This window comes from Acidobacterium capsulatum ATCC 51196, from assembly GCF_000022565.1.
In the GTDB taxonomy this organism is placed as follows: domain Bacteria; phylum Acidobacteriota; class Terriglobia; order Terriglobales; family Acidobacteriaceae; genus Acidobacterium; species Acidobacterium capsulatum.
In genome coordinates this window covers 2677724-2704278 of the sequence record NC_012483.1, presented here as the reverse complement: position 1 = coordinate 2704278, position 26555 = coordinate 2677724, and the positions used below count along the sequence as shown (strand labels likewise).

The 26555-nt window shown below is 62.3% G+C and carries 24 protein-coding genes; 12 read left to right on the top strand and 12 right to left on the bottom strand.

Going from position 1 to position 26555, the window contains the following annotated elements:
• Window positions 1–341: 341 nt before the first annotated feature.
• Complete coding sequence (gene tyrS, locus ACP_RS11080; protein ID WP_015897417.1) at window positions 342–1589, bottom strand: tyrosine--tRNA ligase; 1248 nt, start codon at window positions 1587–1589, stop codon at window positions 342–344.
• 135 nt (window positions 1590–1724) lie between these two features.
• Between tyrS and ACP_RS11075 the strand changes: the two genes are divergently transcribed.
• Window positions 1725–2099 (top strand): DUF2256 and DUF3253 domain-containing protein, encoded by a 375-nt coding sequence (locus ACP_RS11075; RefSeq protein WP_015897416.1) that lies wholly within the window; start codon window positions 1725–1727, stop codon window positions 2097–2099.
• A 72-nt stretch (window positions 2100–2171) separates the two neighbouring features.
• Here ACP_RS11075 and ACP_RS11070 read toward each other — a convergent pair whose 3' ends face one another.
• From ACP_RS11070 to ACP_RS11040, 7 genes are all read right to left on the bottom strand, one after another.
• Window positions 2172–3518: a class I SAM-dependent rRNA methyltransferase gene (locus tag ACP_RS11070; protein ID WP_148215129.1), complete on the bottom strand. Its 1347-nt coding sequence runs from the start codon at window positions 3516–3518 to the stop codon at window positions 2172–2174.
• A 570-nt stretch (window positions 3519–4088) separates the two neighbouring features.
• The gene (locus ACP_RS11065) at window positions 4089–4835 is read right to left on the bottom strand and encodes a GvpL/GvpF family gas vesicle protein (RefSeq protein ID WP_015897414.1); all 747 of its coding nucleotides are present in this window, start codon (window positions 4833–4835) and stop codon (window positions 4089–4091) included.
• Window positions 4836–5089: 254 nt separating this feature from the next.
• Window positions 5090–5710 (bottom strand): nucleotidyltransferase family protein, encoded by a 621-nt coding sequence (locus tag ACP_RS11060; protein WP_015897413.1) that lies wholly within the window; start codon window positions 5708–5710, stop codon window positions 5090–5092.
• Window positions 5700–6797 (bottom strand): XdhC family protein, encoded by a 1098-nt coding sequence (locus ACP_RS11055; RefSeq protein WP_015897412.1) that lies wholly within the window; start codon window positions 6795–6797, stop codon window positions 5700–5702. The genes ACP_RS11060 and ACP_RS11055 overlap by 11 nt, the downstream gene beginning before the upstream one ends.
• On the bottom strand, window positions 6790–9063 hold the full coding sequence (locus ACP_RS11050) for a xanthine dehydrogenase family protein molybdopterin-binding subunit (RefSeq protein WP_015897411.1): 2274 nt from the start codon (window positions 9061–9063) through the stop codon (window positions 6790–6792). Before ACP_RS11050 ends, ACP_RS11055 begins: the two co-directional genes overlap by 8 nt.
• Window positions 9064–9085: 22 nt before the next feature.
• Window positions 9086–10057 (bottom strand): FAD binding domain-containing protein, encoded by a 972-nt coding sequence (locus ACP_RS11045; protein ID WP_015897410.1) that lies wholly within the window; start codon window positions 10055–10057, stop codon window positions 9086–9088.
• A 9-nt stretch (window positions 10058–10066) separates the two neighbouring features.
• Complete coding sequence (locus ACP_RS11040) at window positions 10067–10777, bottom strand: (2Fe-2S)-binding protein (RefSeq protein ID WP_015897409.1); 711 nt, start codon at window positions 10775–10777, stop codon at window positions 10067–10069.
• A 631-nt stretch (window positions 10778–11408) separates the two neighbouring features.
• On the opposite strand from ACP_RS11040, the gene ACP_RS11035 reads away from it, so the two are divergent.
• Window positions 11409–13322 (top strand): 30S ribosomal protein S1, encoded by a 1914-nt coding sequence (locus ACP_RS11035; RefSeq protein WP_015897407.1) that lies wholly within the window; start codon window positions 11409–11411, stop codon window positions 13320–13322.
• A 68-nt stretch (window positions 13323–13390) separates the two neighbouring features.
• On the opposite strand, the gene ACP_RS11030 is transcribed toward ACP_RS11035, so the two are convergent.
• Both ACP_RS11030 and folK read right to left on the bottom strand, forming a co-directional pair.
• Window positions 13391–13942 (bottom strand): HdeD family acid-resistance protein, encoded by a 552-nt coding sequence (locus tag ACP_RS11030; protein WP_015897406.1) that lies wholly within the window; start codon window positions 13940–13942, stop codon window positions 13391–13393.
• 180 nt (window positions 13943–14122) lie between these two features.
• Window positions 14123–14701 (bottom strand): 2-amino-4-hydroxy-6-hydroxymethyldihydropteridine diphosphokinase, encoded by a 579-nt coding sequence (folK, locus tag ACP_RS11025; RefSeq protein ID WP_238525538.1) that lies wholly within the window; start codon window positions 14699–14701, stop codon window positions 14123–14125.
• A gap of 39 nt (window positions 14702–14740) precedes the next feature.
• Here folK and ACP_RS11020 point away from each other — a divergent pair, with 39 nt between their 5' ends.
• The 4 genes from ACP_RS11020 (at window position 14741) to ACP_RS11005 (ending at window position 18027) form a co-directional block, all read left to right on the top strand.
• Complete coding sequence (locus ACP_RS11020) at window positions 14741–15493, top strand: SIR2 family NAD-dependent protein deacylase (protein ID WP_015897404.1); 753 nt, start codon at window positions 14741–14743, stop codon at window positions 15491–15493.
• A 34-nt stretch (window positions 15494–15527) separates the two neighbouring features.
• Window positions 15528–15731 (top strand): hypothetical protein, encoded by a 204-nt coding sequence (locus ACP_RS11015; RefSeq protein WP_041839509.1) that lies wholly within the window; start codon window positions 15528–15530, stop codon window positions 15729–15731.
• 83 nt (window positions 15732–15814) lie between these two features.
• Window positions 15815–16402: a ribosome recycling factor gene (frr, locus tag ACP_RS11010; RefSeq protein WP_015897403.1), complete on the top strand. Its 588-nt coding sequence runs from the start codon at window positions 15815–15817 to the stop codon at window positions 16400–16402.
• A 242-nt stretch (window positions 16403–16644) separates the two neighbouring features.
• Window positions 16645–18027, top strand: a complete 1383-nt coding sequence (locus ACP_RS11005) for an L-serine ammonia-lyase (RefSeq protein WP_015897401.1) — start codon at window positions 16645–16647, stop codon at window positions 18025–18027.
• 22 nt (window positions 18028–18049) lie between these two features.
• Here the strand turns inward: ACP_RS11005 and ACP_RS11000 are convergent, their stop codons facing one another.
• On the bottom strand, window positions 18050–18811 hold the full coding sequence (locus tag ACP_RS11000; protein WP_015897400.1) for a class I SAM-dependent methyltransferase: 762 nt from the start codon (window positions 18809–18811) through the stop codon (window positions 18050–18052).
• Window positions 18812–18874: 63 nt separating this feature from the next.
• On the bottom strand, window positions 18875–20083 hold the full coding sequence (locus ACP_RS10995; protein WP_015897399.1) for an acetyl-CoA C-acetyltransferase: 1209 nt from the start codon (window positions 20081–20083) through the stop codon (window positions 18875–18877).
• Window positions 20084–20182: 99 nt separating this feature from the next.
• On the opposite strand from ACP_RS10995, the gene ACP_RS17415 reads away from it, so the two are divergent.
• The 6 genes from ACP_RS17415 to crtI all read left to right on the top strand — a co-directional run bounded on the left by ACP_RS17415 (window position 20183) and on the right by crtI (window position 26554).
• Window positions 20183–20980, top strand: a complete 798-nt coding sequence (locus ACP_RS17415; protein WP_015897398.1) for a CPBP family intramembrane glutamic endopeptidase — start codon at window positions 20183–20185, stop codon at window positions 20978–20980.
• 351 nt (window positions 20981–21331) lie between these two features.
• Window positions 21332–22063, top strand: a complete 732-nt coding sequence (locus tag ACP_RS10985) for a 16S rRNA (uracil(1498)-N(3))-methyltransferase (RefSeq protein ID WP_015897397.1) — start codon at window positions 21332–21334, stop codon at window positions 22061–22063.
• Window positions 22064–22112: 49 nt separating this feature from the next.
• Window positions 22113–22844: a YggS family pyridoxal phosphate-dependent enzyme gene (locus ACP_RS10980; protein ID WP_015897396.1), complete on the top strand. Its 732-nt coding sequence runs from the start codon at window positions 22113–22115 to the stop codon at window positions 22842–22844.
• Window positions 22844–23182: a DUF167 domain-containing protein gene (locus ACP_RS10975; RefSeq protein ID WP_015897395.1), complete on the top strand. Its 339-nt coding sequence runs from the start codon at window positions 22844–22846 to the stop codon at window positions 23180–23182. Before ACP_RS10980 ends, ACP_RS10975 begins: the two co-directional genes overlap by 1 nt.
• A gap of 74 nt (window positions 23183–23256) precedes the next feature.
• Window positions 23257–24702: a sodium:solute symporter family protein gene (locus tag ACP_RS10970; RefSeq protein WP_015897394.1), complete on the top strand. Its 1446-nt coding sequence runs from the start codon at window positions 23257–23259 to the stop codon at window positions 24700–24702.
• A gap of 304 nt (window positions 24703–25006) precedes the next feature.
• A complete protein-coding gene (crtI, locus tag ACP_RS10965) occupies window positions 25007–26554 on the top strand; it encodes a phytoene desaturase family protein (RefSeq protein WP_052294786.1) in 1548 nt (515 codons plus the stop codon).
• Window position 26555: the final 1 nt, after the last annotated feature.

Here is a 26555-nt window from a genome sequence, read left to right as displayed (position 1 = left end):
TTTTTTTGGGAATGGCACGGGATGCGCATAAAGGGGCAGGGATTGAACGCATTCTATTGAATAATAATGACTTATTGTTCTTTTTGAGGTCCGATTAAATGTGAATATGGATTCACATTTTCCTGAATGCGAGGGAGGGCTTTATTCCTATCTCCATGATAGCGGGAAACGGGGTTATTCCCGGCGTGAAGCGGGACCTGCGGCGAATTGGGAGGGTCGGACTCCCAGGTCCGAACAGACGGACCTAGGGCACCCCGGATGGTTTAGTTCCCAGTTGTCAGTGGTCAGTTAGGAGTTGGCTGTCCGGGGTGGTCAGGCACCTTGGATGGGTGGTGGGGCTGCTACTCGATGACGGCGACCTTGGCGCGCTTGCCGACGCGGGCGGTGATGCGGGCCGGGCGGGAGCCGTTGAGCGGGATGTAGCTCTGCCGGACGACTTCTCCGTCAAGGCGGACGGCGCCCTCCTTGATTTTGCGATCGGCTTCGGAGGATGAGGCGGCGAGGCCGAGCGCGGTGAGCAGTTTGGAGACGCGGATGCCTTTCTCCGGATCAAAGCCGAGGGCTTCCGGGGTGAGCGTGAGTTCTTCGAGCCCTTCGACGTCATCGCTCTTCTGCTGGAACTGGCGGGCCCAGTTTTCATCGGCGACCTGCGCGGCCTCGGCGCCGTGGAAGCCGGCGACGATGGTGCGGGCGAGGTGCTTTTTGGCTTCCATGGGGTGGAGCGCACCGCTCGTGACATGGGCCTGCATCTGGTCGATCTCGGACTGGCGGAGATCGGTGAGGAGCGTCCAGTAGCGCCACATGAGCTCGTCGTTGATGGACATGAGCTTGCCGTACATCTCCTGCGGCGGCTCGTGGATGCCGATGGCGTTGCCGAGGGATTTGGACATTTTCTGCACGCCGTCGAGGCCCTCGATGATGGGCGTCATGAGGACGATCTGGGGCGGCTGGCCGAAGTCGCGCTGCAGCTCGCGGCCGGCGAGGAGGTTGAACTTCTGATCGGTTCCGCCGAGCTCGACATCGGCCTCAAGGGCGACGGAGTCATAGCCCTGGGCGAGCGGGTACATGAACTCATGCAGGGAGATGGGCTGCTCGTTCTGAAAGCGCGCGTGGAACTCGGCGCGCTCGAGCATCTGCGAGACGGTGAACTTGGCGGCGAGGCGAATGATGTCTTCAAAGCTGAGCTTGCCGAGCCACTCGGAGTTGAAGCGCACCTCAGTTTTTTCGCGGTCGAGAATCTTGAAGACCTGATCGGTGTAAGTCTGCGCGTTCTGGTCGATCTGCTCGCGGGTGAGCGGCTTGCGCGTGGCCGAGCGGCCGGTGGGGTCGCCGATGAGCGCGGTGTAGTCGCCGACGAGGAAGATGACGGTGTGGCCAAGATCCTGAAAGTGCTTGAGCTTGCGCACGAGCACGGTGTGGCCAAGATGCAAGTCAGGCGCGGTGGGGTCAAAGCCGGCTTTGACACGCAGGGGCTTGCCGGTCTGGCGCGACTTTTCCAGCCGCTCGCGAAGGTCAGAGACGCGAATGATCTCTGCCGCACCTTTTTCGAGCAGATCAAGCTGCTCCTCTACGGGAAGAAACTGGCTCATGAGTGTTTTTAGTATAAGAGCGGCCAGGGGTGGAGAGGCTAGCGAGTCAGCGGGTCAGCGAGTCAGCAGGTCAGCGAGTCAGCCATAGGCGGGTCGGCGAGACAGCGGGTATGGGGAGAGGTGGTTCACGGAGGAATGAGAGATTCGGGTAGAGAGGCCAAGGCTTGCGCGGCCTGCGGGCGCAGGATGGAGTGGCGCAAGAAGTGGGAGCGCGACTGGGAGAACGTGCGCTATTGCAGTGACGCCTGCCGCCGGGCCAAGCCGGGTGAAGCCGATGCGGCGCTGGAGCGGGGCATTCTGGCGCTGCTGGCCGAGCGCGGCGCGGGCAAGACGATTTGTCCGTCAGAGGTGGCGCGGGCGCTCTATCCCGAGGACTGGCAGGCGTGGATGGAACGTACGCGCGCGGCAGGGCGGCGGCTGGTGGAGCGAGGCGAGATTGTGATCACGCAGGGCGGCCGGGTGGTGGAGCCTTCGCGGGCGAAAGGCGCGATCCCGTTCAGGAAGGCGTGAGGCTACGGGGATTACGGGCTGGCCTTCCGGGGCGCTCGCGCATTCCTGAGTTCACTGCCTCCATCGACTTCCTCAATCCACTTCGAGGATGAGGCACTTCAGGTATTCGGTTTCCGGAATGTTGAGGATGACGGGGTGGTCGCTGGCGGCTCCGCGGCGCTCGAGCAGGCGGACGCGGCGGCGGGCATCGGCGGCGGCGGCGCGGACGACCTCAGTGAAGTCGGCCAGAGAGACGTGATGGGAGCAGGAGTGGGTGACGAGGACTCCGCCGGGGCGCAGCATTTTGAGAGCGCGGAGGTTGAGCTCTTTGTAGCCGCGCAGGGCACCTTCCAGAGCGCGCTTTGACTTGGCGAAGGCGGGAGGGTCGAGCACGATGGTGTCGTAGGCGTTGCCGGCGTCGCTCCAGTCGCGGAGCAGGTCGAAGGCATTGGCTTCGATCCAGTCGACTTCGCTGGCGGCGAGAGCCGAGTAGTTGGCGGCGAGATTGAGCTCGGCGACCTCGAGGGCGGCGCGGGAGATGTCCACGCCGGTGACGCGGGGGCAGACCTGGGCGAGGTGCAGGGCGAATCCGCCCTGGTAGGTGCAGATGTCGAGGGCCTGGCCGTGGGCATGGCGGGCGGCGGCGGCGTAGTTTTCGCGCTGGTCGAGGAAGGCCCCGGTCTTTTGCCCTGCCTCGGCGTCGAAGCGGAAGAGCAGGCCATTCAAGGCAAAGGTGGAGTGCGTGAGCGGATCGCCCTGCGCGTAGAGGACGGCGCTGGGCGGGGCGCTGAGCTGCTCCAGCTCGCGGATGCGGGGGCTGGGGCGCTCGAGAATGGTGGCGGGGGCGAGTTCGGCGACCAGCACGGCGACGATGGCCGCGCGCACGGCGGCGGTATCAAGGACCTTGCTGGCGAGCTGGAGGATGATGAGGTCGCCGTATTTGTCTGCGATGATGCCGGGCAGCGCGTCGGCCTCGCTGAAGACGAGGCGGCAGGCGGAATGCCCGGCTGCGAGCTGGGCCTTGCGGCGGCCGATGGCGCGGCGCAGGCGCTGCTGGAGGAGGGCCAGGAAGGCGGCTTCATCGGGGAGTTCTTCTGCCGCGAGGAGGCGGAGGGTGATTTCGGAATCAGGATTGAAGAGCGCGGTGCCGAAGAGGGTGCCGCGGCGGTCATAGACAGGGGCGAGACCGGCGGGGCGCTCCGCGGGAGAGATGGCCTCGACCTCAGAGCGATAGACCCAGACGTGGCCGGCGAGCAGGCGGTCTGCCGCGCGGCGCGAGATGGTGATGCCGGGGTGCGTGGGGAGCTGCGGCGCCGGGATCTGCGGAGCGGGGGCGGGAGCAGGCGCGGGAGATTTCGCGGACGGGCGCGGGGCGGGATTCTGCTGCGTGCGGGCGCTGTAGGGGGACTGGGCGGGGCGGGATTTTTGCGAAGAAGACATGAGGGGCACCAAGGGTCATCTTCGCATAGGGGCGTGGCGCAGCGGCGGTTCTGGTCCTTCCCGCACCTATGGCATGAGCTGCTGCTGAGAATGGATGCAGGGTGTTGGGGCGAAGCTGGGCGCGCATACGGGGGGCGCGGAATTGCCGGGATTGTTTACCGCGTTGTGGTTCAGAATGACGGAGATCAGGCCATGCTGACAGAGGTAATTTGCACTCCCTCAGGGCCTAAAGGCCAGTTGTTTCTGCCGGTTGTGTGTACGGGCTCAAGCCCGTACCCTTCAGGGTGCCCGTACCCTTCAGGCCCGCACCTTCAGGTCCGCACCCTTCAGCCTTGCGAACTTTCTCCGCGAGATCAGATTCTTCGGGATTTTCCGAAGTGGGCGGCAGGGGGGAAGTGATTTTTTTTGAGGTATACGGATGCGCCGCTGTGAACTTTCGCGCAGCGTTGCCGTCTGTGACAAAAGAAAGCACGAGGAAGGTGCGCTCTGAACGTCTTTCCTCTGCTTTCGTGGAGTGGCCCGGGGCTTCGTGGGTCCGCCGGGCCGCTCTGAAAATTAGAACTCGTGCGGCTAGGCCGGCAGCGTGGAGCTGCTGCGCGAAAGGCGATGCACGAAATGGTACGGCGGCCATGGCCCGGAGAGCTGCATGTGGCAGTCCTTCATGAGCTGGCTGGCACTCGAATATTTGTTCTGATAACGCTCAACATTGCGCGTATCGATGAGATGGGCGATATCGAGCAGCATCTTTCCCTCGTCTACCCGCCGGCAACTGACTTCTTCGTCGAGCGGAGTAAACATGCGATGCATTTGCACGGAGACGGAGCGCGCCTTGGTCTGGCGTTCGCGCTGCAACGTGGCAGTCTCACGCAAATTGGCGAGGTAGGCCTTGCCGACCGCATGCGCATCGGCGCAGGGGCGATAGGCACCATCGCGGCCGCAATCCTCGAGCATCACTTTGAGGTGCATCTCGGTCTTGCCGCGGAGGCGTTCGATGTTGGTTGAGAATTGACGGTGGTTGGAACGGATGGACTTGCGAAGGGCTTCGTCATCACCGAAGACGGTGCCGAAGCGGAAGGGGAGGACGGTGGAGACTTTGAAGCACTCCGCAATGACGCGGGCGTGGTCTACAGCGGCCTTCTGATTGAGGTTTTCCTGCGGGGAATGTTCACTGACGATTACTGCGAGATCACTGGCGGGATAAAGGAAGATTTGATTGCCCTGAATGCCGGCCACGGATTCCAACGGAATTGGTTTTCGGTGGCGAAGCAACTCAGGAAAGGATTGTTTTTCTGTAACACAATAGGCATACCATGCCATAGAGATTCGCTCCACAAGCTGGTACTACAAGGTTGTAGGAAATACAGGCGTCTGGGGACAGGTTTGTAAAACTGGCCGAAGTTAGAAGGATTGAACCTATGCTGGTTCTTAAACTTTCTTGACAGCGATGCTAGACTCGCGACGCAACAACTGTCCAGAAGTGTGTGACGGGAATCACAGAAATCATCGATTCCGATAGATTTTGTTTTCTCAATATCAATAGCTATTTTGATCCTGGAAAATTATCTTTGGGGTTAACTCTGCTCATTGAGGGCCTGGGAGCGCAGCCGGGCCAGGTCGGCGGGAGTGTCGAGATCGGCAACGGCTTCGGGCATGGGCAGGATGTGAAGCTCAGAGGGTGGGAGCTGGCGGAGGAGCGCGCGCGCTCCCTGGTCGCCCTGAAGGGCTGCGAGTTGGGGGAAGCAGCGGGCGGGGAAGATGGCGGGAACTCCGGGTTGGCCGTCGGCCTGCTGGGCGGCAACTACCTGATTCGAAGCCTGATGCTGCTGCCATAGCTGCCGCAGATGAGTGGCCTGGAGATGGGGCTGATCGCAGACCATGAGCAGCGCCGCGGGTGTTTCGGGAGCCTGGAGCAGAAGCTGCGCCAGGCCGCAGCGGAGCGAGCCGGCCATGCCGGAAGGCCAGTCCTGATTCTCGACGATGGAGACGGGCAGGCCTGCCAGCTCGGGCCGTAGCCGCGAGGCTGAGTTACCTAAAACAACAATAACTGAAGAAGCATCAGAGGCAAGGGCCATGGAAGCTGTGCGGCGCAGGAGCGACTGCCCTTCATGCCGGACCAACTGCTTGGGCTGACCGAGACGGGAGGAAGAGCCGGCGGCCAGAAGGATGGCCGCGCCGGGCGCACTAGAAGGCATGAGCGGGCGCGGGGGACGCGACGCATTCCGGAGCAGCAGGGGCGGCGAAGACGGAATGGATCTCGGCGGCGATGGAGAGCGCGATGGCCGCGGGCGTGTGGCCGGGCAGGCCGAGGCCGACGGGAGCGTGGAGCCGGGCCATGGCTTCTTCAGCGGTGACGCCGAGCCGGTTTTGCGCGGGCTGGGTGAGGCTTTTGACGATATGCCGGGTGCGGCGGCGGGGCCCAAGGACGCCGAGATAGGCCAGCGGCAGCGGCAGGAGGCGGGCGAGCAGGGCGTGATCCTGCTCATAGCTGTGCGTCATGAGCACGGCGGCGTCGGCGGGCTTGAGCGAGAGGGGTGTTTCTGGCGTGAGGGTGAGCACCTGGCGGGCGAGCGGAAAGCGCTCAGGCCGGGCGAGATGGGAGCGGCCATCGGCGACGGTGATGCGCCAGCCTAACTTATGGGCGAACTCGGCCAGGGGCTGCGCATCGTCGCCGGCACCGAAGATCCAGAGTGCGGGCGGAGGGGTGATGCGCTCGCAGAAGAGCGGCGTGGCCCCGGATGCGGGCGTGGATTCGGAGGCTGGCAGCAGAGTGGTGTGGGTGCCGTTGCGGAGGGTTTGGGCCGCGAGCGGCGCGAGAGCAGGATCGCCGAAGAGCACTTGGCCGGAAGCAGAAACGATGCATCGGGTGCCGGGATTTTGCTCGGCGATGGAGATGAGGGCAACGGCCGGCTCGTCGTGCTCGAGGGTGCGGCGCAGAGCTTCGAGCGTGGCGAGGGCGGGCTGGCCGCGTTCGAGCAGGAGCAGGATGGTTCCACCGCAACCGAGGCCGAAGGGGATGCCGGAGTCTTCATCAAAAAAGCTGGTGTAGCGCTGGATGGATGCGCCCTCGGCGGTGAGCCACCAGGCTTTTTTGCTGACTTCGGCTTCGAGGCAGCCGCCGCTGATGGTGCCGGCGCGCTGGCCGCCGCGGGTGAGCAGCATGCGCGCGCCGGGCTTGCGATAGGACGAGCCCTCGACGCCGACGACGGTGACGAGACAGACCTCTTCGCCTCGCGATTGCGCGAGGCGAGCGAGGTCGAGAATCTGGCGCAGCTCAGACATAGTCCTTCGCGAGGCCGACTTTGGAGGGCAGCAGGTCTTCGATGCGGATGGGCAGGCGGCGAACGCGAATGCCGGTGGCGTGATAGACAGCCATGGTGAGCGCGGAGGCGACACCGGTCAGGCCGATTTCGCCGACGCCGCGCGCGCCGAATTCGTTGAGGTGGTAGTCAGGGTATTCGACGAAGATGACCTCGGTTTTGGGCACGTCCGCATTGGTGGGAACGAGATAATCCGCAAAGTTGTTGTTGAGCGGCTTGGCGTTGCGCGGATCGTAGATGGTCTCTTCAAACGCGCCCATGCCGATGCCCCAGGTGACGCCCCCGAGGACCTGGTTGCGCGCCGTTTTCTTGTTGATGACGCGGCCCACATCCATGACGGTGACGATGCGGTTGACGCGGAGACGGGCGATGCCGGGGTCCCAGCCGACCTCGACGAACTGCGCGCCGAAGCAATGGCCGGAGTATTTGCGCATCTCGGGATTGGGATGGGTGGAGGCTTCGCCCTCAAGAGCCGCAAGGTTCAGAGCCTGCAAGACATCGCCGAACGGCTTGCCGGTCTCGGGCTTTGCATCGGCGGCGTGAACATAGCCATTGGTCATTTTGAGGATGGGCTTGCTGTGATTGACGTTGCCGGTGGCGCTTTCGGGATCGTGAATGCCGAGATCGGGCGCGTTGTCTGCCGCGCGGAGCACGGCGTTCATGGCCTCATCGCACGCCTTGGCGACGGCGGGAATCACCGAAGCCGTGGCCGTAGAACCGCCGGACATGGGACCGGGCGGCAGATTGCTTTTGCCGATGACAACGTGGATGCGATGCATCGGGATGCCGAGACGCTCGGCGGCAACCTGCGCCATGACGGTGTAGGTGCCGGTGCCGGGGTCCTGCGTACCGCTGGAGACACGGACGCGGCCATCTTCCATGAGGCGCACGCGCACGTCCGCCGACCCGCGGCCTGCTTCCCAAGTGGAAGTGGCCATGCCCCAGCCGAGGATTTCGCTGCCGTTGCGCATGGAGCCGACGCGAGGATCGCGTTTGGACCAGCCGAATTTTTCCGCGCCGGCCTGATAGCACTCGCGCAGATGCTTGCCGGAGTAGGGCTTGTTGGAGCTTTCGTCGATCTCGGCGTAGTTCTTGAGGCGGAGTTCGAGCGGGTCCATGTTGAGCTTGATGGCCAGATCGTCCATGGCGGACTCGAGCGCGTAGAGGCCGGGTGTGGTGCCGGGGCCGCGCATGGGCGTGGGCGTGCCAATGTTGAGCGGGATAACGTCCTGCTTCGTGGCGATGTTTTTGCAGCTATAGAGCATGCCGGTGACGCCGATGCAGTACTCCATAAAGCTGTCGAGCATGGAGGTGGGCTGCACGACGTTGTGCTCGATGGAGAGCAGCTTGCCGTCATGGGTTGCGCCGACGCGCAGATGCTGCTGCGTGGTGGGGCGGTGGCCCACGGTGGTGAACATCATGTCGCGCGGGACAAAGATTTTGACGGGGCGGCCGAGCTGGCGCGCGGCAACGGCGGCCAGGGCGGACTGCGGCCAGGGAAAGAGCTTGCCGCCGAATCCGCCCCCGCAGAAGTAGCAGATGACCTCGACGCGATCGATGGGGATGCCGAGCATCTCGGAGGAGACGCCCTGATGATTCATGACGCCCTGTGTCGTCTCATAGAGGGTGACTTTGTCGCCCTTCCAGACGGCGGTGGTGGCGTGCATCTCCATGGGATTGTGCATTTCAGTGGGCGTGCTGTAGAAGCCCTCGATCTGCACGGGAGCGGAAGAGAAAGCGCTGGCCGCGTCGCCGCGCGCATATTGGGCGCGGGCGTTGCCGGCGGGCATGGGCGCTTCGCTGGGCATGGTGGCCGGCTTTTCCACGTCGTACTTGACGTGAACGTGCGCGGCGGCAGCGGTGGCCTGCTCAAAGGTATTTGCCACTACGACGGCGACAAATTGGCCGAAGTAGTAGACGCGGTCGTCAGAGAGCGGCGGGCGGCTCTCACTGGCGTGGCTGTTGGGCTGCAGACGCTCGGCCGAACGGTAGATGGGGCCGATGTTGCCGTGATGGAGGACGGCCAGCACGCCGGGCATGGACTCCGCCTTGCTGGTGTCAATGCTTGCGATGCGGCCCTTGCCGATGGTGCTGAAGACGCCGACGGCGTGCGCCACGTTGTCTGGCAGGAAGTCGAGCGCGTAGGGTGCCGTGCCCGTGACCTTATGAAAGCCCTCAATGCGGGTTACGGGTTGTCCGATGGGTGCGTTGAATAAGTCAGTCGCCATGATGCAGTCCTCGCCGTGAGTCTCAGGCCATTTCTGTGGTGACGTGGAGAGCGCGCACGATGGCACGCTTTGCCAGCTCGATCTTGAATCCGTTGTCCTTGAGCGGCCTGGCATGGGCCAGGGCGGCTTCGGCGGCGCGATGGAAATTTTCCGGCGTCGCCTGCTTGCCCTCCAGAGCCTTTTCCACTTCAGGGGCGTACCAGGGCTGGGTGCCGACTCCGCCCATGGCAACGCGGACGCGCTCGATGCGCCCACCCTTCATGGTGGTGACGGCGGCGACGGAGGCCAGCGCGAATTCATACTGGGCGCGGTCGCGCAGCTTGAGGTAGTAAGACCGGGTGCCGGCAGGCAGCGGAGCGAGCGTGACGTGCGTGATGAGTTCGCCGGGCAGCAGGGTGTTTTCGCGCTGGGGCGTATCGCCGGGCAGGACGTAAAACTCGCGGATGGGAATCTTGCGCTCACCCTGGCTGCCGCTGGTATGGATGGTGGCTTCGAGGGCCATCATGGCCACAGCCATGTCTGAAGGCATGACGGCGACGCAGTGTTCACTGCCGCCGAGCACGGCGTGGATGCGGTTGTAGCCGTCAAGAGCGGAGCAGCCGCTGCCGGGCTCGCGCTTGTTGCAGGCGTAGCTGGTGTCACGGAAGTAGTAGCAGCGGGTGCGCTGGAGCAGGTTGCCGCCGGTGGTGGCCATGTTGCGCAACTGCGGCGAAGCGCCGGAGAGCAGCGCCTCAGAGAGCACGGCGTAATGCTTCCTGACCTGCTCGTCATTGGCCAGATCGCTGTTGCGGACCATGGCGCCGATGCGCAGGCCTCCGCCGGGCTGGGCCTCAACTTTGGCGAGCGGCAGAGGGTTGATGTCGACGAGCGAGGCGGGCGTCTCGACATTGAGCTTCATCAGGTCGATGAGCGTGGTGCCGCCGGCGACATAAGTGCCATGGGCCTGAACAGCAGCATCGACGGTCGTGGACTTGGTGTAGCGGAATGCTTGCATGGCGGTCCTCTAAACCTGCTTCCTTGCCTGTTGCACGGCATCGACAATGTTGTTGTAAGCGCCGCAGCGGCAGATGTTGCCGCTCATGGCGGCGCGCACGGAGTCGTCGTCCTGGCCAATGGGCTCGTGCAGCAGCGCCGCGGCGGACATGATTTGCCCGGCGGTGCAGTAGCCGCACTGGAAGCCGTCGTGATCAAGGAAGGCCTGCTGGACGGGATGGAGCTTGCCGTTCTGCGCCAGCCCCTCGATGGTGGTGATGCGGTCGCCCTGATGCATGATGGCGAGCGTGAGGCAGGAGTTGACGCGGCGGCCATTGACGTGGACGGTGCAGGCTCCGCACTGGCCATGGTCGCAGCCGATCTTGGTGCCGGGCATGCCGAGGTGATCGCGCAGGGCATGGAGCAGGACAACGCGGGGCTCGAGCATGACGTGGTGGTCGCGTCCATTGATATTGAGCACGACGGGAACCGCGCCGGTCACGGCGGAATCGTCTTCAGAGGCTCCAGCGGGCTTTTCCTGCTGCGCGACGGCGACGGCAGCGAGCGACGAGGCGCCGGCGACCACGCCGGCCGCGCCGAGCGAGGCCATGAACGAGCGGCGGGAGAATCTGCCAAAGAGCGGGGGGCTGGATTCAGTGCCGGAAGTGGATGATGGCGTGGTTTCCGGCGAAGGCTGTGCGGCGGCTTCGATTAATGCGTCTCGTGTATCTCGAGAATTCATGCGAACACCCTGCGTGTTGGTGAAGATGACGTGCATGAGCCCGGAAAGGTTTCGGCAGCGCGGGTGGGCACCGTCGCTGCGAAAGCCCGCGGGGTTCTGGTTCAGGAGTCAAACTTAATCTGTCAGCGTGATGTTTTCGTGGAACCTGACTGCTCCAACAGCATAAGCCCGTTTCGCCACCGCTGAGAATCAGCGCCGACGGTTTTGTAAAAAGCTGTTGCAGCCACATGAAGCAGTGGGGGGAATTTGTGGCCGGGAGCGCGAACGGCTGATTTGTTGCGAAGGCGTAAAAAGTGGCCGGATGCCCACTTTCCAGTGCAGTAATAGGTTTGACACTGGAAATACGCAGTTCTATAGTTCAGATATGGGTTAGCGCTTCGGGATCGTTGCGCAATCCCTCGATCCTACTCTTTCCGATTCCCTCTGCCGAGTCTGCATACGAAGAACGTGTCTATCACGTCACGGTCTTCCTCCCGCAGAGCCGACGGATGAACGGACGGAATGAGGGATCTCCCAATCCTTGTCTCCTTTTGTGCTGGATCGCACGCCAGCAGAAGACGAGGAGAACGGACTGCCCTGGCAGCCCAAGGCGGAAGCGGGAACGCCGCCATAAATCCCTGAGTTGGCCGTCATGTCAAACGTCCTGAATCCTGAGCAAACCGAGAGCAAACCTCTGAACACCGAACTGGAAACCCCTACGCTGGAAAACGCGACGGAGCAAGCGCAGCCGTCCCTCGAAACCACCCCTAACCCCGCAGCCCCCTCCGCGGACGCACAAGCCCCCACTGAGACCGCATCGGCAGCACCCGAGCAGGCAACTGCCCCGGCCGCCGAATTGTCGCAGGACGATGAAGATATCGATCTGAACAGCATGGACTTTGCAGCCGTGCTGGAGTCGTTTGATCGCGAACAGGCAGCCGAAGCGGCCGCTTCGTCGTTTGACGACACGCAGGTCGTCAACGGCACCGTGATCAAGCTGACCGACAAGCATGTCGTGGTCGATGTCGGGCTGAAGTCCGAAGGTCTGATTCCGCTCGACCAGGTGCTGGACCACAACCAGCAGCCGAAGGTACAGCCCGGCGACACCGTCGAGGTTGTGATTGAGCGTGAAGAGGCCGAGGGCGGCTTCCTGCTGAGCTATGAGAAGGCTCTGCGCCTGCGGGTATGGGACACCATCGAGAAGGCCGCCAACGAGAAGACGCCCGTGACGGGCATCGTGGCGGGCCGCGTGAAGGGTGGCCTGACGGTCGATATCGGCATCAAGGCATTTCTGCCTGGCTCGCAGCTCGAAATTCGCCCGGTTCGCAATCTGGACGCCTACATTGGCCAGCCGATCGAAGTACGCGTGATCAAGCTGAACAAGAAGCGCGGCAACGTGGTTGTCTCCCGCAAGGAGATCCTCGAAGAGGAGCAGACCGCGAAGCGCTCGGAGACGCTGGAGCACCTGGAAGAAGGCTCGATCCTGACCGGAACGGTCAAGAACCTGACCGACTATGGCGCATTTGTTGACATGGGCGGCATCGATGGCCTGCTGCACATCACCGATATGTCGTGGGGACGCCTGACGCATCCGCGCGACCTGGTGAATGTGGGCGACGAGATTCAGGTAAAGGTGCTGAAGTTTGACCGCGACAAGCAGCGCGTTTCGCTCGGCTTCAAGCAGCTCACGCCTGACCCGTGGCTCGATGCCACGGAGCGCTACCCGGTGGGTGCGCGCGTGCGTGGCCGCGTGCTGAGCGTGACCGACTACGGCTCGTTTGTGGAACTGGAGCAGGGCATTGAAGGCCTGGTACACGTCTCGGAGATGACCTGGTCGAAGCGGATGAAGCATCCCTCGAAGATGCTGAAGCCGGGTGACGAGGTCGAGACGGTGGTGCTGAGCGTGAATCCGACCGACCGCCGCATTTCGCTGGGCATGAAGCAGTTGCAGGACAATCCGTGGGAGACGCTGGGCGACAAGTACCCGACCGGCGCGACCGTGGAAGGCCGCGTGCGCAACCTGACCGACTTTGGCGCCTTCATTGAAATTGAAGACGGCATCGACGGCCTGGTACACGTGAGCAACCTGAGCTGGACCAAGCGCGTGAAGCATCCGTCAGAAGTGCTGAAGAAGGGTGAGAAGGTTCGCGCCGTGGTTCTGGGCGTGGAGCCGGAGAATCGCCGCCTCTCGCTCGGCATCAAGCAGTTGCAGCCCGATGTCTGGGAGACCTTCTTTGAGCAGCATCGCACGGGCGATGTGGTTCACGGCAAGGTGCTGCGCACGGCTCAGTTCGGCGCCTTCATCGAGATTGCCGAGGGCGTGGAAGGACTCTGCCACGTCTCCGAGGCGACCGATCAGCATGGCGCTCCGGTGAACCTGGAGCAGGGCCAGGAGTACGACTTCAAGATCATCAAGATGAATCCGGATGAGAAGAAGGTCGGCCTGAGCCTGCGCGCGGTGGGCGAAGAAGCCAGCCGTGCCGACGTGGAAGCCTACAAGGCTCCGGTGTCGAGCTCGACGACGACGCTGGGCGACCTGATGAACTGGAAGCGCGACCGCGAGTAACCCGCGAGCACGCAACGAACACAGGTAAGGCCACCCCTCGGGGTGGCCTTGCTGCTTTTGCGGGGCAGTCAGATGCCGCTGAGCAGCATGCGCTTGTGACCGGCGCGCATGCGCAGGGCGAGGCCGAGGAAGACGACTCCGGCAACGATGGCGTAGATGCCGATCCAGAGCGCCACGGCGACGATGCCGGCGATGGGGTAAAGGAAGATGACGATGCCGAAGAGCAGGGCGAGTAATCCGCTGAGGCCGACCATCCACTCGCGGGTGGCGGAGTCATTCAGATGGAAGGCCAGCAGAATGCGCGTGATGCCAGAGAGCACGGCCCAGGCGGCCACGATATAGAGCAGAGCCACGCCGGTGGTGAGCGGAAAGAAGAAGGCGACGAGGCCGGCCGCGAGACCGATGATGCCTTCGGTGACATGGAGGCCCTTGTGTTCGACGCCGGCATGGAAGGCGATGGAGAGGTGGGTGATTCCATCGACGACCGCCCAGATGCCGAAGAGAATCACAAGAATGGTGAACGTAGCGGTGGGAACCGCGAAGGTCAGCAAGCCGAACAGGATGGCCAGGACACCGCGAATCGCCCAGATCCACCAGCGGGAAAAGTATGTGGATGGCATGCGAGCCACCTCCTTTTGTCTCTGAGAGGCCGGGTACTGCCGCCGGCTCATCGACTTAGATGCGCTCAGAGCATTTTCACTGATACTGTGGAGTGTTTTGCGTGGGTCCGGAGTGGACGTTCTTTGATCGAACGTCCACGTTGAGCCCGTCTTCCTCCTATACACCTTCAGTGAAAATGCTCAGAGGCGGCGGACGGCGTCGCGGCGATTGGGACCGACATCCGGAAGGGCGGAAAGGAGTTCGGCAATGGTGAGGTCGAGGACCGGATGGCGGAGTTCGGGGGCAATCTCGGCCAGGGGGGCGAGCACGAACCTGCGCCGCGCCAATTGCGGATGCGGGACGTGGAGATCTTCCTGAGAAAGGATGAGATCGCCGTAGAGCAGCAGATCGAGATCGAGCACGCGGGGCCCCTTGGGCGGGGTGCCGGCGCGGTCGCGGCCGAAGCGAATCTCAAGCGCGAGGAGCATGCGCAGCAGAAGTTCAGGCGGCAGAGTGGTGTCGAGCGCGGCCACGGCATTGATGAAAGAGGGCTGAGCCTCAAGATCGACGGGAGCTGTCTCGTAGAACGATGAGCAGGCGGCGAGACGGCCCATCTCCTCAAGCCCGTGGATGGCGGCCTGGAGGGTGTGGCGGGGATCTCCGTAAACAGACGGGAGATTGCCGCCAAGGCCGATATAGACACGAGAGCGAGGAATGGAACCGGACGATATCATGCTGGCCGAAGTAAGTGAAGTGCCGCCTGAAGTCATATTAGTCATACGCCGACCCCGCCGCGAATGGTTGAAGGTGAGACAACGATGACGCAGGATAATCGAGAGATGCAACTCTCTGCCAGTGATCGACTGTTTGTGCTGACCGGAGCGGGCATCTCCGCCGAGAGCGGGCTGGCGACCTTTCGCGGCTCGGATGGGCTTTGGAACGGGTACCGCGTGGAGGAAGTCGCGACTCCGGAGGGCTGGGCGGAGAATCCGGAGCTGGTGTGGCGCTTTTACTCCATGCGGCGGCGCGATGCGCTGGCTGCCGAGCCCAACGCGGCGCATGTGGCGCTGGCACGGCTGGAAGAGCGCATGGGCGAGCGCTTTTACCTGTGCACGCAGAATGTAGATGACCTGCATGAGCGCGCAGGATCGCGGAGGGTACACCATATGCATGGCACGCTGTTTTGCTCGCGGTGCGTGCGCTGCCAGCAGCCTTTTGCGGATGCGCGGTTTTATGAAACGGCCGGGGAGCTGCCGGTTTGCGAGCGGTGCGGCAGCGCGGTGCGTCCGCACATTGTGTGGTTTGGGGAGATTCCGCGGGATATGGACGGCATCTACCGGGAACTGGAACAGGCGACGGTGCTGCTGGTGGTGGGGACGTCGGGCTCGGTGTATCCGGCAGCGGGATTGGTGCAGGTGGCGCGGCAGCGAGGAATCGCGACGGTGTATGTGGGGCCGGAGCGGCCGCTGAATGCGCAGGCCTTCGGTGAGATTCGGCTGGGAACGGCGGTGGAAGTGCTGCCTGGATTGTTTGGGGAAACGGGAGCGCATCTTAATACGCCGAAGAGATGACGGCGGGAGGCGTTCAACTTTACGATATTCAGTTATGGCATTCCCGATCAAAGTATGTGTGGCGTGTGGAGAAGAGTTTGAACTGCGGCCGGGCAAGCCGGGCTTTGCCAATCGCTGCCCGGATTGCAGCGAGGCTGAGAATGAAGATGCGGCCGGCGACCTGTCGAGCGGCAACCGCGAGCTGGATGCGGAACGGCGGAAGGCCATTCGTGACATGCTCTACCGCAAAGAGAGCTGATGGAAATGGCCGGAGAGCGGCTGCCAGCCCGTGCAGGGCAAATGTAAAATACAGATTCGGAAAGCAATAGAAGGGACTCAGCGATGTCAGGTTCAGTTATGGCGGGTATCCCCGCTCTCAAAGACACCTATCAGCAACTCAAGACGCGCATGGACAAGGCGGTGAAGGACTTTCAGACGCAGTTGACCTCGCTGCGCACAGGCCGCGCCTCAGTGCAGATGCTCGACCAGATTCGCGTGGACTACTACGGCACGCCGACGCCGCTGAACCAGGTGGGCCAGGTGAATACGCCCGATGCGCAGTCGATCGTAGTGCAGCCGTGGGACACGAGCATTCTGAAGGACATTGAAAATGCGCTGCGGACCTCGGACCTGGGATTCAATCCGCAGAACGATGGCAAGATTATCCGCATTCCTGTTCCGCCGATGACGGAAGAGCGCCGCCGCGAGGTGGTGAAGCACCTGAACAAGGTGCTGGAAGAGCATCGCACGGGCGTTCGCAACATTCGCCGCGATGGCAATGACGCCATCAAGAAGGCGGCCAAGGACAAGCTGATCTCAGAGGACGAAGAAAAGCGCTCGCTGGACGAGATGCAGAAGCTGACCGATGAAGAGATCAAGCGCATGGAAGAGATCAGCCGCAAGAAGGAAGCGGAGATCATGCAGGTTTGAGAAGGCGGCAAAAGGCGGCCAGTAAAAAGGCTGTCAGGGATGAAGCGGCCAGCTGATCGAGAGAGAGTCCATAGATGGTATGGGCTCTCTTTTTTGTGCGGCGAACAGCGGTCGGTTTCCTATGCCCGCGCCTCAGGTTGCGAGGCGCTTTCTTCCGGCTGGCTTGCTGCTCTTTGCCGCCTGTCACGTGGGGATTTTTGCCGCTGATGCTTTTTTCTCTAAACGCCTTACACTAGAGGGTCGTGAAAACCAGTCTTTTTGATCTCTATAAAGTCGGCGTGGGGCCTTCGAGCTCGCACACCATGGGTCCGATGCGCGCGGCGCGCGAGTTTGCGCAGCATCTTGAGGAGCGTTCACTGCTGGCTGAAACTGCGCGGGTGCAGTGCGATCTTTACGGCTCGCTGGCGCTGACCGGTCATGGGCATGGCACGGATCGCGCGGTGCTGCTGGGACTCTCGGGTGAAGAGGCCGCGAAGATTGACCCGGACACCATCGATGGCAAGCTGGAGCGGATTCGCTCGGCGCATTCGCTCGCGCTGCGGGGCAAGCATGCGATTCCCTTCACCGAAGCCGGCGATCTGCTGTTTCATCGCGAGATTCTTTATCCCCCGGACGCGGTGACGGAGCACCCGAACGGCATGCGCTTTGCCGCCTTTGACGCACAGGGAAAAGAACTGCACACGGAGACGGTGTTTTCGATTGGCGGCGGCTTTACGGTGCAGGACGGCGAAGAGGCCGCGCTGCTGGTGACGGATGCGGCGACGGTGCCGTTCTCATTTACGAGCGCGGCGGAGCTGCTGCGCATGGCCAGGGATGCAGGACTGCACATCTGGGAGCTGATGCTGCGGAACGAATGCGCGCAGCGAAGTGAGGATGAGGTGCGGCGGGGCGTTCTGCATATCTGGAGCGTGATGCAGGGCTGCATCGAGCGAGGCATGCGCGCGGAGGGAATCCTGCCCGGCGGGCTGAATGTGCGCCGCCGCGCGTCGCGGCTGGCCGAACGGCTGCGGACGAAGGGATCGGTGGACCCGCTGGCACCGCTCGATTGGGTGACAGTGTATGCGATGGCGGTGAATGAAGAGAATGCCGCGGGCGGACGCGTGGTGACCGCGCCGACGAATGGAGCGGCGGGGGTTGTTCCGGCTGTGGGGCGCTACTATCTCGACTTTTTGCCGGGGGCGAACGAGGACGGGATGGTGCGCTACTTTTTGACTTCGGCGGCGATTGGCGTGCTCTACAAAGAGAATGCCTCGATCAGCGGCGCGGAGGTGGGTTGCCAGGGCGAGGTGGGCGTGGCGTGCTCGATGGCGGCCGGCGGGCTGGTGGCCGCGCTGGGCGGGACGAATGATGAAGTGGAACATGCCGCCGAGATTGCGATGGAGCACAACCTGGGGATGACGTGCGATCCGATTGGCGGGCTGGTGCAGATTCCCTGCATTGAGCGCAATGCCATGGCTTCAGTGAAAGCGGTGCAGGCGGCGCGCATTGCGATGAATGAGAGCGAGGGACACAAGGTTTCGCTCGACCAGGTGATCAAGACGATGTACCAGACGGGGCTGGATATGCAGTCGCGGTATAAGGAGACGTCGCTGGGCGGACTGGCGCTGAGTGTGATTGAGTGCTGAACGTGATCGCTTTCGCAAAGTGCTAGAGCTGCCCGAAGCTCACGACGGTTTCGTAGTCCATGCGCACGGTGCCGTGGTGCTGGTTTTGTGTGAAGAGCGTTTCGACTGCGCGGGTCATCGCTTCGTATTGCGGATGGCCGGGCTGCGGCATGTAGGACGAGGAGAGCACGCGGCCCATTAATCCTGCGAGCTGCAGGTCTTGATGATTAGGGAAAGTGAGCGTGCGGACGGCGGACGGGGCGAAGAACTCCGCGATTTCTTGAGGGCCGGCGTGACGGGCCTGCACGGCGGCGTAGTCAGTGCCGAAGGTTTGCAAGATGCGCTCATACCCATCATGAAAGGCATCGCCACCCATGCGGCGATGGTTGTAGATGATGGCGCACCAGCCGCCGGGGGAGAGGATGCGGGCGAACTCCGCACGCGCGGCGGGAAGATCGAACCAGTGCAGCGCCTGCGCCACGGTGACCAAAGCCACGCTGCGATTGGGAAGGCCAGTGTTCTCTGCCGTGCCCGGAGCGCATTGCAAGCGCGGATAGTCTGACTGGAGCGCTGCGCAGACGGCGCGCATGGCATCGTTGGGCTCAATGGCGATGACGGGATGGGCGGCGGCGAGAAAGATCTCCGTCAGCAGCCCGGTGCCGGCGGCCACATCGGCGACGAGATCATTGGTTTTGAGGCCGCACTCGCGATGGAGCGCTTCGACAATCTCTGACGGGTAGTGCGGGCGAAAATGACGGTAGCTTTCCACCCGTGTGGTGAAGCGTTCGGTCGGCTTGAGCTGCATGCGCTCCCCTTTGCGTTGCTGACTTCAAATCTATAAGACGCAAAGAGGAGCGCGCAGGAAGTATCAGTCGCGCTCGATGGCCATGGCGACCGAGTTGCCCCCGCCAAGGCAGAGCGCGGCGACACCACGTTTTGCGTCGCGGCGGATCATTTCATGCAGCAGCGTGACGAGCACGCGCGCTCCGCTGGCACCGATGGGATGACCGATGGCGACGGAGCCGCCGTTGACGTTGACCTTGTCGAGAGGAATGCCCAGCTCGCGGGTGACGGCGATGGCCTGCACGCTGAAAGCTTCGTTCAGCTCGAAGAGATCGACGCTGTCAGTGGACCAGCCGGCGCGGGCCAACACCTTTTGCACGCCGGTGACGGGTGCCATCATGACCCACCTGGGCTCGACGCCACTGGAGGCCTGCGCGACGATGCGCGCCAGGGGCTTGAGGCCGAGTTCGGCGGCTTTGCGCGCGCTGGTGACGAGGCAGGCTGCGCCAGCGTCATTGACGCCGGGCGCGTTGCCGGCGGTGACGGTGCCGTCCTTCTTGAAGGCGGGCTTGAGGGCGCGCAAGGCTTCGATGCTGGCATCGGCGCGGACGGATTCGTCGGTGTCAAAGAAGGTGGCGGGCTGGCCTTTCTTCTTCGCGGGAATCTCGACGGGGACGATTTCGTTTTTGAAGTGGCCGGCCTGCTGCGCGGCCGCGGCTTTGCGGTGCGAGTTCAGAGCGTACTCGTCCTGCTCTTCGCGGGTGATGTTGTACTTCTCGGCGACGTTCTCGCCGGTGACGCCCATGTGGTAGTCGTTGTAGATATCCCAGAGGCCATCATTCACCATGGAATCGACCGCGACGCTGTTGCCCATGCGGAAGCCGGCGCGTGCCTGCGGCAGCAGGTAGGGTGCGTTGGTCATGGATTCCATGCCGCCGGCGACAACGATCTCCGCATTGCCGGTCTGGATGGATTGCGCGGCCAGCGCGACGGCCTTGAGGCCCGAGCCACACACCTTGTTGATGGTGAACGCGCTGACGGCCGGCGGAAGGCCGCCGAAGAGCGCAGCCTGACGCGCGGGGTTTTGCCCGAGCCCGGCGGAGACGACGTTGCCCATGATGCACTCGTCCACCATGGCTGGATCGACGCCGGCTCGCGCGACGGCTTCGCGCACGGCGATGGCGCCAAGCTCGGTTGCTTTCATGCCGGACAAGGTTCCCTGAAATTTTCCGACTGGCGTGCGGACGCCAGAGACAATGACGATCTGTTCCATCGATGAGGATTGGGACTGCATCGAAACTCCTTTAGTTGGTTCGCAATTCGGTCGTGCCGCGCTGAGGCGCATTCCTCTGTTGTGAAACGTGAAGCTGCCGGTACACTCAGAGGCGAACCGATGAAGATACCAGAGAGTGAGGTTTCCATGCACGAAACGGCGATGACAGGTGAGCCCGAGCAGGCGGCGGCAGCGGAGCAATGGAAGCCGCTGGGCCAACGTGTCGCCCCGTGGTGGCACACGGCGCTGATTGTGCTGCTGCTGCTGGCAACGTCGCTCGGCAGCAGCCTGCAGGCGCGCAAGGGCACGCTGGCGGTACACCACATGACACAGTATGCCGCGACCATCGGTTATGAATGGGTGCTGCTGGGCGTGGTGTGGATTGGCCTGCGCGTGCGAGGCGTTCGACTGCGAACGCTGCTGGGCGTTCCGCACGAGGGATGGAAGGGACTGGGACGCGACTTTGCATTTGCGGGCATCTTCTGGGTGATGGCGATGGCTATCATCGGATGCCTCTCGATTGGAATCTACCTGCTGCATCATGCGTCGGCGACGCCGCCGAAGGGATTGACGGCGATTGCTCCGCTCAGCGCGCTGGACCTGCTGGTGTGGTTTGCGCTGTGCATCTCGGCGGGCGTTTGCGAAGAGATTCTGTTTCGCGGCTACCTGATGCGGCAGTTTTCGTTTGGCGGCAAAGCGTGGATTGGCGTGGTGATTTCTTCGCTGATCTTTGGCGCGAGCCATGGATATGAAGGATGGTCACGCATGCTGCTGCTGAGCGTGCTGGGCGCGCTGCTATGCCTGCTCTACCTGAAAAGCAGAAGCCTGCGGCCAGGAATGATTGCGCATGCGTGGCAGGATATTTTTGCCGGACTGGTGCTGATGGGCGCTTCGCATTTCCACGTACTGCCGAAGTAATTTTTGTCCGATTGCGGGACGGTGTTCGCGGGCGTTACCTGGCGGGAAAACTTCGCGCATAATTTTCGATTTTTTTCTTGACACCGCTTTTGCGCAACTCTATACATTCGGATAACTGCAGCACTTGTGTTGCAGCTTCGATGTAAATCGAAAGGGAGAATAGTCATGGCAACGAAGAAGGCAGCAGCCAAGAAAGCACCCGCCAAGAAGGCAGCGAAGAAGGCCGCTAAGAAGAAGTAAGCGACCGGCAGTACAAGGCAACAAAAGGCAACACGAAGGGGGATGCGATGAGCATCCCCCTTCGTAGTTTGCGGCCACGCAAGCCTGTGCCGGGTGCGCGAGAATACAGATATGACAAGACGCCGATGGATTGCCGATACGTGGGATGAAGCCACCGCCTCGCTGACGGGAGAGCAGGCCTCGCACCTGATTCGCGTGCTGCGCGCGCAGCCGGGCATGGAGTTTGACATTGTCGCCGGCGACCGCGTGTGGCATGGCGTGATTGCGGGCATCACGGGCGACGCGGTGCGCTTTAACCTGGTGGCTGAAGTGGAGGCTGATCCGGCGCTGCCGATTACGCTGCTGCTGGCGGTCTTCAAATTTGACCGCATGGAGTGGGCGATTGAGAAGGCGACCGAACTCGGGGTGGAGCGCATTCAGCCCGTAATTGCACGGCGCTCGGAGAAGCACCTGGCGCAGGCGGCGGCCGCTCGTGTGGAACGCTGGCGGCGGATTGCGCGGGAAGCAGCGAAGCAATCGCGGCGCTCCGATATTCCCGAGATTGACGAACCGCTGCCGCTCAAGACCGCCGTGCGGCAGCCCGGTGAGCATCTGCGATTTCTGCTGGCCGAGCAGGAGCGCTCGACCACGTTTCGCTTTGCGCTTGGCGAAGCGCTGGCACAGGCTGGCGATGAGATTCCCAAGATTGAAATTGCCGTTGGCCCCGAAGGTGGATGGACGGCCGAGGAAGAAGCGCTCTTTGATGCGGAGGGCTGGAAGGCGGTGAGCCTGGGGCCGCGCATTTTGCGTGCCGAGACGGCCGCGATGACGGCAACGGCTGTGGCGGCGGCGTTGCTGGAGTAATTCAGGCGCACCGCGAAGCGAAATACATTGCGGTAACATCCATCTAGCCATGAGGAATTCAGAAGTCGCTGGCGAGACATTTTCTAACCGGCTCGCGCAGGTGGAAGAGAGCATTGCCGCCGCCTGCCGGCATGCCGGGCGGACGCGAGAGAGCGTGCAACTGATGGCGGTGTCCAAGACGCATCCAGCCGATGCCATTGCGGAAGCGGTGGCGGCGGGCGTGACCCTGTTTGGCGAGAATCGCGTGCAGGAGTTTCAGCAGAAGGCACAGGAGCTGGAGCAGCTTGGCATTCAGAATGCCGAGGTACACCTCATTGGCCATTTGCAGTCGAACAAGACAGGCAAGGCGGCGGAGATTTTTGCGGGCGTGGATACGGTGGATTCGCTGCGGCTGGCCGAACGCCTGCAGGATGCCGCAGCGCGGCTGGGCAAGACGTTGCCGGTGCTGCTGGAGATCAAGCTGAGCGAGGAAGAGGCCAAGACGGGGCTGAGTCCGGAAAGCGAAGAGACACGCACGCTGCTGGAGCGGCTGCCGGAGCTAACCGCACTCAAGATGCGCGGCCTGATGACGGTGGCGCCGCTGACCGGCGGCGAGACGGGGACGCGCGACTGCTTCCGGCGGCTACGCAAGCTGCGGGATGCGTGGAGCGCCGCGTATCCACGCTTGAACTTTGAAGAGCTTTCGATGGGCATGTCGGGCGACTTTGCGATTGCGATTGAGGAAGGCTCCACTTGCGTTCGCATTGGCACGGCGCTGTTTGGCAAGCGGGAGATGCGCTGATGATTCCGGCGGGCCTGGTGCGCGAGACGCCCACGGGTGCGGTGCTGGCGGTGCGCGTGACGCCCCGCGCGAGCCGTTCGTCCTTTCAGGGCGTGCTCGAAAAAGAAGGCCAGACAATGCTGCGGGTTGCGCTGCATGCGCCGCCGATCGATGGACGGGCGAATGAAGAGTTGCTCGACTTTTTGGCGCGGCAACTGGATCTGCCGGGTTCGTCGCTCGAGATTATTCGCGGCCTGCAGTCGCGCGAGAAGCTGGTGCGCATGACAGGAATGAGTGTGAAAGAGCTGGAGTCGCTGCTGCTGCCGTTGCTGCGGCGCTTTCTCACGGCCCAGGCCTGAGCATGGATGGCCTGACAAGCAGGCGCTTCTCCCCGTACACTGACGCTTACCTTTCCTGAAATTAAGGGTGTTGTATGTCTCCTCTGTACGCTGTGGTGCTTGGCGCCATTGTGCTTGCTTTGCTGGGTGTGTCGCTGGGGCGCATGCACACGGTGAAGACCCGCGCCGACTACCTTGTGGCGGGCCGTTCGCTGCCGGCCTTTGTGCTGGTGTTTACGCTGCTGTCGTCATGGATTGGGTCGGGCTCGTTGCTGGGCGGCGCGGAGAACGCCTACGAGCATGGCTTTGTGGCGCTGTGGCAGGCGGCCGGAGGATGGCTGGGCCTGCTGCTGATCTACTTCATTGCTCCGCGCGCGCGGCGCTTCGCGCAGTTCACGATTCCTGATCTGCTGGAGGCCCGCTACAACCAGACGGCGCGCGTGCTGGGCGTGATTGCGGTGCTGTTTGCGTATACGGCCATCACGAGCTACCAGATCATTGGCGGCGGAGATATTCTGCACCTGATTTTTCCGGCGATCAGCGCCACGCTGGGACGCTACATCATCACGGCGTTTGTGATTGTGTTCACGGCGATTGCCGGTATGGCTTCAGTGGCCTACATGGATGTGGTGATTGGGCTGCTGGCGACCTTCACGCTGATAGTCGCCACGTTTTTTGTGCTGCATGCGGTGGGAGGATGGCATGTGGTGACGCATTCGCTGCCGGCGTCGCACTTCACGGTGTTTGGCGATTCGGGCTGGGTGTGGGCGATGGAGCTGGCGCTACCGACCATGCTGCTGATGCTGGGCAATCAGTCGATGTATCAGAAGTTTTTCTCCGCCAAGTCAGAACGGGATGCGCGCGTGGCGGTGGTGGGCTGGATCATTGGCACCGTCATATTGGAAACGATCATTGTGGCGCTGGCGGTGTTTGGCTCGGTGATGTTTCCGCACGGCGAGGTATCGCATCGCCCGCGCGAGATTATCGCTTATGTGGGGCTGCATGGCGTGCCGGCGCTGCTGGGCTCGCTGCTGGTGGGGTCAGTGTTTGCGAAGATTATCTCGACCGCGAATAACTACCTGTTTTCACCGGCGACCAACCTGGTGAACGACGTATTTGTGCGCTACATTGCACCGAATGCCTCGAACCGGACAGTGCTGCTGGTTTCGCGGTCGATGGTGGCGCTGCTGGGAATCTGGTCGTTGTATCAGGCGATGGGAACGCAATCGGTTTTGAAGGAGACGCTTTACGCTTACACGGTGTACGCGGCAGCGCTGACGCCGGTGATTCTGGCGGCGTTCTACTCCAAACGCGCGACCAGCGCCGGAGCCGTGTCTGCGATTGCGGCTGGAACGGTTGTGACGGTGGGCTGGGATTCGCGGTGGCTGCACCCGTATCTGCCAGCCGGACTGGCGCATCTGGATGCCATTTTTCCTGCGCTGGCGAGCGCGGTTCTCTGCCTGGTCGTGGTGAGCGCAGTGACACCGAAACCCAGCGCCGAGCAACTTGCGCCATTTCTTCAAGAGGCTGGCGCGGAGTAACTTCCGTGCCGCGCCGTTCCTCTGATTTTTTACTTCCTGCCCGAATTTTCCATCCCACCCAAACGATCTTAGGAGGCGCGGGCAATACCGCGCCTGTTCTCCGCTACTCTGACTTAGCTGGCAGCAGATTGCGCTTTCTATCGCTGAAAAATCTGACTTTCGTAACAGTAAAAACGGAGTTATCTTGCGGGCAGTCCTGCGGAAATTCTGAAAATACGCAGTGGATGCGAGTGAATGGCTCTGCAAAGCTGAGAAGAGATTTCTTCGAGCATATGAGAGACCAGAGAGAGATCAGGATTTTTCGATGAAACGGACCAGTCATGTCGTCATAGTTGGAGCGGGCCCCGGAGGACTGGCTGCGGCTATTCTGCTGGCAAAATCGGGCGTGGAAGTTACGGTGGTGGAAAAGCGGCCGAGCGTGGGTGGCCGCACTTCGACAATTCACGCGGATGGCTTCCGGTTTGATACCGGGCCGACGTTCTTTCTTTATCCGCGGATTCTGCGGGAGATTTTTGCAGCGGCTGGGCGCAATCTCGACGATGAGGTCGAGATGAAGAGGCTCGATCCACAATACCGGCTGGTCTTTGGCTCAGGAGGCGAGCTGCTGGCGACGCCTGACATCGAAAAGATGGAAAAGGCAATTGCCGCGCTGTCGCCTGGAGATGCGGTGCGGTTTCGGGACTTTTTGAAGGAGAACCGCGAGAAGCTGGAGCGGTTTATTCCCTGCCTTGAGTCGCCTTTTGAGAGCTGGAAGGATCTGGCGCGGCCTGGGATGCTGAAGCTGCTGCCGCTGCTGCGTCCGTGGCGCTCTCTTGACGATGACTTGCGCAGCTTCTTTTCCGACGAGCGTATCCGGCTGGGTTTCAGCTTTCAGTCTAAGTACTTAGGCATGTCGCCTTTTTCATGCCCGAGTCTGTTCAGCATTTTGTCGTTTCTTGAGTATGAGCATGGGGTGTTTCACCCGATGGGCGGCTGCGGTGCGGTGACGGAAGCGATGGCGCGCGTGGCGCAGGACCTGGGCGCGAAGATTCTGCTGGATGAGCCGGTGGAGGAGATTCTATTTGAGAACAGGAAGGCCGTCGGCCTGCGCACAGCAACCCGGCGGCTGCGCGCCGATGCGGTGGTGGTGAATGCGGAGTTTGCCGAGGCGATGCGCCGGATGGTTCCGAACAAGCTGCGCCGCAAGTGGACGGATGAGCGCATTGAGTCGAAGCGCTACTCCTGCTCGACGTTCATGATGTACCTGGGCATTGAGGGCCGCTACGATCACGCGGCACATCACACGATCTATCTCTCAGAGGATTACCGGCAGAATCTAGAGGACATTGAGAAGCTGCACCGGTTGTCGGATGATCCTTCGTTCTATGTGCAGAATGCGTGTATTACAGATGCGACGCTGGCACCAGAGGGCATGAGCACGCTGTATGTGCTGCTGCCGGTGACGCACGAGCATCCGAATGTGGACTGGAAGAAGGAAGAGCCGCGCTTTCGTGAACTCGCGCTGCAACAACTTGCGCGGATTGGAATCGATGACGTGGAGAAGCGAATTCGCGTGGAGCGGCGGCACACGCCTCGCACGTGGGGCAGCGAGTTTGCGCTGCATCGCGGGGCGACCTTCAGCATGGCACACAGCCTGGACCAGATGCTGCACCTGAGACCGCACAACCGCTTTGAGGACCTGGACAGTGTGTACCTGGTGGGTGGAGGCACGCATCCGGGCAGCGGGTTGCCGGTGATCTTTGAGTCGGCGCGCATCACCTCGCGGCTGCTGCTCGAAGACCTGAAGGTCGAGCCGCAGTGGGAGGCCGTGCCATCGTTGCGGCAAAACACGGTGGCAGAAGCGTATTCTTAGG

Excerpts from the sequence above, each read along its gene's own strand:
- frr (WP_015897403.1), top strand. The coding sequence starts at position 15,815 with ATGTCAGGTTCAGTTATGGCGGGTATCCCCGCTCTCAAAGACACCTAT.
- ACP_RS10970 (WP_015897394.1), top strand. The coding sequence starts at position 23,257 with ATGTCTCCTCTGTACGCTGTGGTGCTTGGCGCCATTGTGCTTGCTTTG.
- ACP_RS10985 (WP_015897397.1), top strand. The coding sequence starts at position 21,332 with ATGACAAGACGCCGATGGATTGCCGATACGTGGGATGAAGCCACCGCC.
- ACP_RS11065 (WP_015897414.1), bottom strand. The coding sequence starts at position 4,835 with ATGGCATGGTATGCCTATTGTGTTACAGAAAAACAATCCTTTCCTGAG.
- ACP_RS11015 (WP_041839509.1), top strand. The coding sequence starts at position 15,528 with ATGGCATTCCCGATCAAAGTATGTGTGGCGTGTGGAGAAGAGTTTGAA.
- ACP_RS11045 (WP_015897410.1), bottom strand. The coding sequence starts at position 10,057 with ATGCAAGCATTCCGCTACACCAAGTCCACGACCGTCGATGCTGCTGTT.
- ACP_RS11000 (WP_015897400.1), bottom strand. The coding sequence starts at position 18,811 with ATGCAGCTCAAGCCGACCGAACGCTTCACCACACGGGTGGAAAGCTAC.
- ACP_RS10980 (WP_015897396.1), top strand. The coding sequence starts at position 22,113 with ATGAGGAATTCAGAAGTCGCTGGCGAGACATTTTCTAACCGGCTCGCG.
- tyrS (WP_015897417.1), bottom strand. The coding sequence starts at position 1,589 with ATGAGCCAGTTTCTTCCCGTAGAGGAGCAGCTTGATCTGCTCGAAAAA.
- ACP_RS11030 (WP_015897406.1), bottom strand. The coding sequence starts at position 13,942 with ATGCCATCCACATACTTTTCCCGCTGGTGGATCTGGGCGATTCGCGGT.
- ACP_RS11055 (WP_015897412.1), bottom strand. The coding sequence starts at position 6,797 with ATGTCTGAGCTGCGCCAGATTCTCGACCTCGCTCGCCTCGCGCAATCG.
- ACP_RS11035 (WP_015897407.1), top strand. The coding sequence starts at position 11,409 with ATGTCAAACGTCCTGAATCCTGAGCAAACCGAGAGCAAACCTCTGAAC.
- ACP_RS11060 (WP_015897413.1), bottom strand. The coding sequence starts at position 5,710 with ATGCCTTCTAGTGCGCCCGGCGCGGCCATCCTTCTGGCCGCCGGCTCT.
- ACP_RS11040 (WP_015897409.1), bottom strand. The coding sequence starts at position 10,777 with ATGAATTCTCGAGATACACGAGACGCATTAATCGAAGCCGCCGCACAG.
- ACP_RS11020 (WP_015897404.1), top strand. The coding sequence starts at position 14,741 with ATGACGCAGGATAATCGAGAGATGCAACTCTCTGCCAGTGATCGACTG.
- folK (WP_238525538.1), bottom strand. The coding sequence starts at position 14,701 with ATGACTAATATGACTTCAGGCGGCACTTCACTTACTTCGGCCAGCATG.
- ACP_RS11050 (WP_015897411.1), bottom strand. The coding sequence starts at position 9,063 with ATGGCGACTGACTTATTCAACGCACCCATCGGACAACCCGTAACCCGC.
- crtI (WP_052294786.1), top strand. The coding sequence starts at position 25,007 with ATGAAACGGACCAGTCATGTCGTCATAGTTGGAGCGGGCCCCGGAGGA.
- ACP_RS10975 (WP_015897395.1), top strand. The coding sequence starts at position 22,844 with ATGATTCCGGCGGGCCTGGTGCGCGAGACGCCCACGGGTGCGGTGCTG.
- ACP_RS11075 (WP_015897416.1), top strand. The coding sequence starts at position 1,725 with ATGAGAGATTCGGGTAGAGAGGCCAAGGCTTGCGCGGCCTGCGGGCGC.
- ACP_RS11070 (WP_148215129.1), bottom strand. The coding sequence starts at position 3,518 with ATGTCTTCTTCGCAAAAATCCCGCCCCGCCCAGTCCCCCTACAGCGCC.
- ACP_RS10995 (WP_015897399.1), bottom strand. The coding sequence starts at position 20,083 with ATGCAGTCCCAATCCTCATCGATGGAACAGATCGTCATTGTCTCTGGC.
- ACP_RS17415 (WP_015897398.1), top strand. The coding sequence starts at position 20,183 with ATGAAGATACCAGAGAGTGAGGTTTCCATGCACGAAACGGCGATGACA.